Source organism: Ornithinibacter sp. (assembly GCF_035443565.1).
GTDB lineage: Bacteria > Actinomycetota > Actinomycetes > Actinomycetales > Dermatophilaceae > Fodinibacter.
In genome coordinates this window covers 1-7,133 of record NZ_DAORSO010000119.1, presented here as the reverse complement: position 1 = coordinate 7,133, position 7,133 = coordinate 1, and the positions used below count along the sequence as shown (strand labels likewise).

The following is a 7,133-nucleotide window of genomic DNA, read 5'->3' as shown; positions in this document are numbered from 1 at the left end:
GCCACTCGCGCTCGTAGTGCTCCTCGGGGAAGTCGCTCGGGCTGGACCCGGTGAGGAACGCCTCGCGCACGTGCTCGCTGTAGACCTCGTTGCGGGGGCACCAGGGTGCGGCCGGGATGTACATGACGTTGCCCCAGCCCTGTTGGTCCTGCACTGGCGCCACGCTGTGGATCATGTCGGCGTGCCACCAGACGGAGTCGCCGGCGCGCACGTCGGGGATGCCGGCCATGGCGCGAAGCAGGAGCGAGTGCCACTTCTCGTTGGCGGGGAACACCTGCCCCGTCGTGACCCCGCACATGTCGTCGTCGGCGACGTCATCGAGCAGCGGGCGCAGCATGAGGTAACCCATTGCCTCGGGGATCGGCACGGTCTGCAGCACCCCCTGGTCGTGGTCCATGTCGGACAGGGCCGTCCAGCCCTGGAAGGTCCGAAAGGCCGAGCACATGGTCGAGCCGGAGTACTGCGGGCCGGCGGTGCGGTGGGCGGAGTCCCACGGGTCGTACTGCTCGACCGTGCCGTCGAACAGGTGCCCGAAGGCCTGCTGGTAGGCCGTCGTCATCCACAGGTCGAGGGTGCCGGGGTCGAGGTGGGAGCCCAGGCCGGCTGAGTCGACTCCCGGCGGGCGGCGTCGGATGCGGTCGGGGTAGAGGGAGTCGCGCGCGGGGTCGAACCACTGGACGCCGTCGGACTCGCTGACCCACTGGGCGTTGAGGAACGCCTGCACGCGGGCCATCCGCTCGCTCTGGCGAGCCTGCATCTGGGCTGGGGACCAGTAGACGGGGTAGATCTCGGGCTTGGAGCCGACCGTGCCGAAGAAGTCGTCACCGGGCCCGCGGTAGTTCTCGAAGAACTGGTTGCTCTCGACGTAGTCGACGATCCCGGCATCCCACTCCAGGGCCTGCTCGCGGGGGAAGTGGCCACGCACGACGAGGCAGCCACGGCGGTGCAGCGCCTCGAGCTGCTCCGTGGTCACGGCGCCCGACTCGATGTCGGCGTAGTCGATGACGGGCCACACGTTCTCGCCCGCAGCAAGGGCGGCCTCGATGGCCTCGACCTGCTCGGTCACGCGTGCCTCGATGACGGCGAAGACCTCCTCGACCGTGCGGCCGGAGGCCTCGATGCGCGCCCGCAGCGCAACCTTGACCTCGCGGATGGCCTCACCCAGGTCCCCGGGCGTGCTCTCCCAGTGGGGTAGGGGAGGCAGCGGGTCCGCAGGCGTGGTCGCTCGGGTCGGCTCGGCGAGGCCAAGGTCGGTGCTCTGGGTCTGGACGGACATCCGCGTCAACTCCTATTGGTAGGACTCCTTACAAATGAGATTAGCCGCGATCCTGCGTTTTGGCAAGAGTCCTTATTAGACTGCCGGCGTGACCACGGTGATGCCGTCCCTCGACCTGCTCCGCTCGCTGTCGGACGAGCACGTGCTGGGTGCCTTCATCGACCACCCGCGCCTGACGAGAACAGAGCTTGCCGAGCTCACCGGCATCTCCAAGCCCACGGTCTCGGAGAGCGTGCGGCGCCTCGTCGCGGCGGGGCTCGTGCTCGACACCGGTGAGCGCACCACCGGTCGGGGCCGCTCGGGCTCCTACTTCGCGCTCTCGCCGGCGCTTCCCGGCGCCCTCGTCGTCGACATCGCCCCGCATGCCGTGACGGTCGAGAGCGTGGATGTCCGGGGCCACGTCCACGCACGAACCCAGCGGTTGTTGACCGCCCCGACGCGGCCGGCGACGGTGCGACGCGCCCTGAAGGCGGCGGCATCCGAGGCCGTGTCGGTAACCGTCACCGGTGGCACGCCCACGCCGTCCTTGGCCGTCGTCAGCGCGGCCGACCCCGTCGATCGTGTGACCGGTCGCCTGGTGCACCTGCCCGACTCCCCGTTCCTCATCGGGGAGTTCGACCCGGTCGGCGAGTTGAGCGGTTTCGTGTCGGGCGAGGTCGTCGTCGACAACGACGTGAACTGGGCCGCTCGCGCGGAGGCGGGGGGCGGCGACTTCGCGTACCTGCACCTCGGAGCGGGTCTGGGCTGCGCGGTCGTCGCCGACGGTGTGGTGCTGCGTGGGCACGGGGGCCTCGCCGGCGAGATCGCCCACGTGATGACCCGTGACCGCAGAGGCCGGGCGGTGACGTTCACCGAGTTCTTCGCCGCCGTGGGCCTGCGCCGAGCCGACAGCGCGGCCGTCGACGTCGAGGCCCTGATCGCGCGTGCCAACGCCGGCGGCCGTGCGGGAGCCGCCTTTCGCGCCTCCCTCGGGGCGGCCATCGCCGGCGCACTGACCGCGGTCATCGCCCTGGCGGACCCCGGTGAGGTCGTCGTCGGCGGGGAGTGGGGCAGCGACCCGGTGGTGCTTGAGGCTGCGCGAACAGCCCTCGTGGCGGCGCCGAGGACCGTGGCGCTGCGGGCGCCCGCCTGTACCCATGAGGCTGCCCTGGTCGGGGCCCGTACCCAGGCGACCGCCATGCTGCGGCGCGACCTCCTCGCCACCCTGAGGTAGACACGGCCTCGCCGTCTCGGATCCCAGACGACACCGGCGCTCACCCCCTTCTGGCGCGGGGTCGCCGGCGGGACAGTGGTGAGCAGAAGCCAGCGACCCCGACTCGAAGGAGACCCCCATGGACGGCGCCCGCCCCGTACGCAGCCCCCGCGGCACCACCCTCACGGCCCGCCAGTGGTCGACCGAGGCCCCCCTGCGGATGCTCATGAACAACCTCGACCCCGAGAACGCCGAGCGCCCCGACGACCTCGTCGTCTACGGCGGCACCGGCCGGGCCGCGCGTGACTGGAAGTCCTTCGACGCCATGGTCCGCACCCTCACCACGCTCAAGGCCGACGAGACGATGCTCGTTCAGTCGGGCCGCCCGGTCGGCGTCATGCAGACCCACGAGTGGGCGCCGCGCGTGCTCATCGCCAACTCCAACCTCGTCGGCGACTGGGCGACCTGGCCAGAGTTCCGCCGCCTCGAGCACCTTGGCCTCACGATGTACGGCCAGATGACGGCCGGGTCGTGGATCTACATCGGCACCCAGGGCATCGTCCAGGGCACCTACGAGACCTTCGCCGCGGTGGCCGAGAAGCGGTTCAACGGCACCCTGGCCGGCACCCTGACCCTCACCGGCGGCTGCGGCGGCATGGGTGGCGCCCAGCCGCTCGCGGTCACCATGAACGAGGGCGTCTGCCTCGTGGTCGACGTCGACCCCGCCCGCCTGCACCGCCGCGTCGACCACCGCTACCTCGATGAGGTCGCCCACGACCTCGACGACGCCGTCGAGAAGGTGCTGCGCGCCAAGGCCGAGCGTCGCGCCTGGTCGGTCGGGGTCGTCGGCAACGCTGCCGAGATCTTCCCCGAGCTGCTGCGCCGCGGCGTGCCGATCGACATCGTCACCGACCAGACCAGCGCCCACGACCCGCTGTCCTACCTGCCCGAGGGTGTGGCGCTGGAGGAGTGGGCCGAGCTCGCCGAGAAGAAGCCCGAGGAGTTCACCGACCGCGCCCGGGCCTCGATGGCCAAGCAGGTCAAGGCGATGGTCGAGTTCCAGGACGCCGGCGCCGAGGTCTTCGACTACGGCAACTCGATCCGTGACGAGGCCCGTCAGGGCGGCTACGAGCGGGCGTTCGAGTTCCCCGGCTTCGTGCCGGCCTACATCCGGCCGCTGTTCTGCGAGGGCAAGGGCCCGTTCCGCTGGGCCGCCCTCTCGGGTGACCCCAAGGACATCGCCGTCACCGACAAGGCCGTGCTCGACCTGTTCCCCGACAACGACCGCCTGCACAAGTGGATCCGCGGCGCGCAGGAGCGCATCGCCTTCCAGGGCCTGCCGGCGCGGATCTGCTGGCTCGGCCAGGGTGAGCGCGACAAGGCCGGGTTGGCGTTCAACGACCTCGTGCGCACCGGTGCGGTCCAGGCCCCGATCGTCATCGGCCGCGACCACCTCGACACCGGCTCGGTGGCCAGCCCCTACCGCGAGACCGAGTCGATGCTCGACGGGTCCGACGCGATCGCCGACTGGCCGCTGCTCAACGCGCTCGTCAACACGGCATCCGGCGCGTCGTGGGTCTCGATCCACCACGGTGGCGGCGTCGGCATCGGCCGCTCGCTGCACGCCGGTCAGGTCTCGCTCGCGGACGGCACCGACCTCGCGGCGCAGAAGCTCGAGCGCGTGCTGACCAACGACCCGGCCATGGGTGTCATCCGGCACGTCGATGCCGGGTACGACATCGCCGAGCGCACCGCCGCCGAGCAGGGTGTCCGCATCCCGATGCGCGAGTCCTGATCCCCTCCGCGACTGATTGCACTGCAGCCACCCGGATCCGGGTGGCTGCAGTGCAATCAGTCAGTTCTGGAGGGGGTCGGTGATGTCGGCGACGTCGGCACTCAGGGCGACCAGCGCGGCATCCGCCTCAACCGTCGCCGCGACACCGTGTGCCCCCGCCCCGAGCGACACCCTGCGCCCGGTCATGCTCACGTCGGCGATGACCGGCCAGGCCGTCGTCGAGCCGAACGGAGTGATCGTGCCGCGCTCGTACCCCGTGACCTCGAGGGCCGTCGCGGCATCCGGCATCGACACGCGGTTCACGCCGAGGTACGCGCGCAGCTTGGGCCACGAGATCTCCCGGTCGCCCGGCACGAGCACGAACAGGAAGTCGCCCTCGCCGCGCCGCACCACGAGCGTCTTGACGATGTCGCGCGGTTCGACCCCGCGAGCGGCGGCCGCCTCGGCCAGCGATCCCACGCGCCCGTGTCGCGTGATGGAGAAAACGATCCCGGATGCCGTCAGCGCATCTTGCGCTCGGCCCTCGCCTGACGTCGTCATCGGCCCAGAGTACGGCCCGACCCGGCGACGGCGGAGGGGCCGCTCGTCTGGCACCCGAGACAAGTCCACCGCTCTTGCGCCCCCGCGACGGCGCCGGAGTTGGTCCAATGGACCCATGGTCACGATGGCGAGCCCCGGGGGTGCGGTCGGCCCCCCGAGCCCGGCCGTGAACGGCTTCCGACGACTGTGGCAGGACCTGCACGACATCGGTCGTTCCCGCGACACCGGCGGCTACAACCGATTCGCCTGGACCAGGGAGGACCACGACCTGCGCGAGTGGTTCACCGCCCAGTGCCAGCAGCGCGGTCTCGACGTGACCACCGACCGGATGGGCAACCAGTGGGCCTGGTGGGGTGACCCCGACGCAGCCGTCGCCGCGGGTGACCCCGGGGTGGTCATCGGGTCACACCTGGACTCGGTTCCAGACGGCGGCGCGTTCGACGGCCCGCTCGGCGTCGTCGGCGCCCTCGCGGCCATCGACCACCTGCGGGCGACCGGCTTCACCCCGACCCGCCCCATCGGCGCGGTGAACTTCGTCGACGAGGAGGGCGCCCGCTTCGGGGTCGCCTGCGCGGGCTCGCGCGTCATCACCGGCGTCCTCGGTGCGGACAGAGCCCGTGGCCTGACCGACCGTGACGGCACCTCGATGGCCGAGGCGATGCGAGCTGCCGGGCGCGACCCCGGCACGCTCGGGCGCGACGACGAGACGCTCGCCCGGATCGGCACCTTCGTCGAGCTGCACGTCGAGCAGGGTCGCCGCCTCGTCGACCTCGGCCACGCCGTCGGTGTGGGCAGCGACATCTGGCCCCACGGTCGGTGGCGCGTCGACCTCCCCGGCGAGGCCAACCACGCCGGCACCACCCGCCTCGAGGACCGCGAGGACGCCATGCTCGGCCTCGCCGCCATGATCATCGCCGCCCGCCGGGCCGCCACCCAGCACGGCTGCGTCGCCACGGTGGGCAAGGTCAACGTCGTGCCGGGCGGTGTCAACGCGATCGCCAGCGGCGCCACGGGCTGGCTCGATGCGCGCGGCGCCGATGCGGATGCGGTGCGGCGGGTCGTCGCGGACGTCGGGGCCGTCGTCGCCGACTTCGACGGGCTCGTCACCCAGGAGTCCTGGACCCCGACGACGATGTTCGACCCGGCCCTCGCGCAGCAGATGGCGGCGCGGCTGGGCGGCGTCCCGGTGATCGGGACGGGCGCGGGACACGACGCCGGAATCCTCGCGAACGACGGCATCCGCACCGCCATGCTGTTCGTGCGCAACCCGACAGGGGTGTCGCACTCACCCGACGAGTGGGCGTCGGCCGACGACTGCGTCGCCGGGGTGCTGGCACTCGCCGACGTGGTCAGCGACCTCGCCGGGGCGGACGCCGTGCGCGGTGACGCGACCGACGAGCAGGCGGAAGGACCCGCCGCGTGAACACCTACTGGTGCGAACACGCCGCCCTGCCCGACGGCATCCGCCGCTCGGTGCGCGTCGAGGTGGCCGAGGGCAGGGTCGCCGCCGTCACACCCGGTGAGCCCGCCCGACCGGGCGACGTCGTCGTGCACGGCGTCACCCTGCCCGGCCTCGCGAACGGCCACAGCCACGCCTTCCACCGGGCGCTGCGCGGACGCACCCACGACGACGGCGGCAACTTCTGGACGTGGCGCAAGGCGATGTATGCCGTGACCCACCGCCTCGACCCGCAGACCTACCAGGCCCTGGCCACGGCGGTCTTCGCCGAGATGGTCCTCGCCGGGTTCACCGTCGTCGGGGAGTTCCACTACCTCCACCACGCGGCCGGTGGTCGCCGGTACGACGACCCGAACGCGATGGGGGTGGCGCTCCTCGACGCGGCGCGCGCGGCCGGCATCCGGATCACGTTGCTCGACACGGTCTACCTCGAGGGTGGGCTCACCGCCGACGGCCACCTGCCCCTGGACGAGGTGCAGCAACGCTTCAGCGACGGCAGCGTCGGTGCCTGGGCGCAGCGCGTCGACCTGCTCGCCGACGACGCGACCAGCCGCATCGGCACCGCGGTGCACTCGGTGCGCGCCGTGCCGGCCCACGACCTGGCGGCCGTCGGCGAGTTCGCCGCGCTCGGGGAGCGACCGCTGCACGTGCACCTGTCGGAGCAGCCGGGCGAGAACGCCGCCTGCCAGGGTTTCCACGGGTGCTCGCCGACCGAGCTGCTCGCTCGCGAGGGGCTGCTGACCCCTGCCACGACGGCCGTGCACGCCACCCACCTCAGCGATCGCGACATCGAGCTGCTCGCCGACACCCGCACGACCGCGTGCTTCTGCCCGACCACCGAGCGCGACCTCGCCGACGGCATCGGCCCGGC

The 7,133-nt window shown here is 72.1% G+C and carries 6 protein-coding genes; 4 read left to right on the top strand and 2 right to left on the bottom strand.

The features are described 5' to 3' along the window. Nucleotides 1-1,276, bottom strand: a 1,276-nt coding sequence (locus tag PLL68_RS11220; protein ID WP_324534108.1) for a YbiU family protein, incomplete at its 3' end; no start/stop codon positions are given. Nucleotides 1,277-1,364: 88 nt separating this feature from the next. On the opposite strand from PLL68_RS11220, the gene PLL68_RS11215 reads away from it, so the two are divergent. Both PLL68_RS11215 and hutU read left to right on the top strand, forming a co-directional pair. Continuing rightward, nucleotides 1,365-2,489 carry an ROK family transcriptional regulator gene (locus tag PLL68_RS11215; protein WP_324534106.1) on the top strand — a complete coding sequence of 375 codons (1,125 nt, stop codon included), beginning with the start codon at nucleotides 1,365-1,367 and terminating at the stop codon, nucleotides 2,487-2,489. 118 nt (nucleotides 2,490-2,607) lie between these two features. Next, nucleotides 2,608-4,263, top strand: a complete 1,656-nt coding sequence (gene hutU / locus PLL68_RS11210; RefSeq protein ID WP_324534104.1) for a urocanate hydratase — start codon at nucleotides 2,608-2,610, stop codon at nucleotides 4,261-4,263. A 60-nt stretch (nucleotides 4,264-4,323) separates the two neighbouring features. Here the strand turns inward: hutU and PLL68_RS11205 are convergent, their stop codons facing one another. Next, complete coding sequence (locus PLL68_RS11205) at nucleotides 4,324-4,803, bottom strand: aminoacyl-tRNA deacylase (RefSeq protein WP_324534103.1); 480 nt, start codon at nucleotides 4,801-4,803, stop codon at nucleotides 4,324-4,326. Nucleotides 4,804-4,927: 124 nt separating this feature from the next. Here PLL68_RS11205 and PLL68_RS11200 point away from each other — a divergent pair, with 124 nt between their 5' ends. Beyond that, the gene (locus PLL68_RS11200; RefSeq protein ID WP_324534110.1) at nucleotides 4,928-6,226 is read left to right on the top strand and encodes an allantoate amidohydrolase; all 1,299 of its coding nucleotides are present in this window, start codon (nucleotides 4,928-4,930) and stop codon (nucleotides 6,224-6,226) included. Beyond that, the coding region (locus PLL68_RS11195; protein WP_324534101.1) for a formimidoylglutamate deiminase at nucleotides 6,223-7,133 on the top strand (911 nt) is incomplete at its 3' end. The genes PLL68_RS11200 and PLL68_RS11195, both read left to right, overlap by 4 nt.

Coding starts and splice junctions, on each gene's coding strand:
- hutU (WP_324534104.1), top strand. CDS start 2,608: ATGGACGGCGCCCGCCCCGTACGCAGCCCCCGCGGCACCACCCTCACG.
- PLL68_RS11205 (WP_324534103.1), bottom strand. CDS start 4,803: ATGACGACGTCAGGCGAGGGCCGAGCGCAAGATGCGCTGACGGCATCC.
- PLL68_RS11200 (WP_324534110.1), top strand. CDS start 4,928: ATGGCGAGCCCCGGGGGTGCGGTCGGCCCCCCGAGCCCGGCCGTGAAC.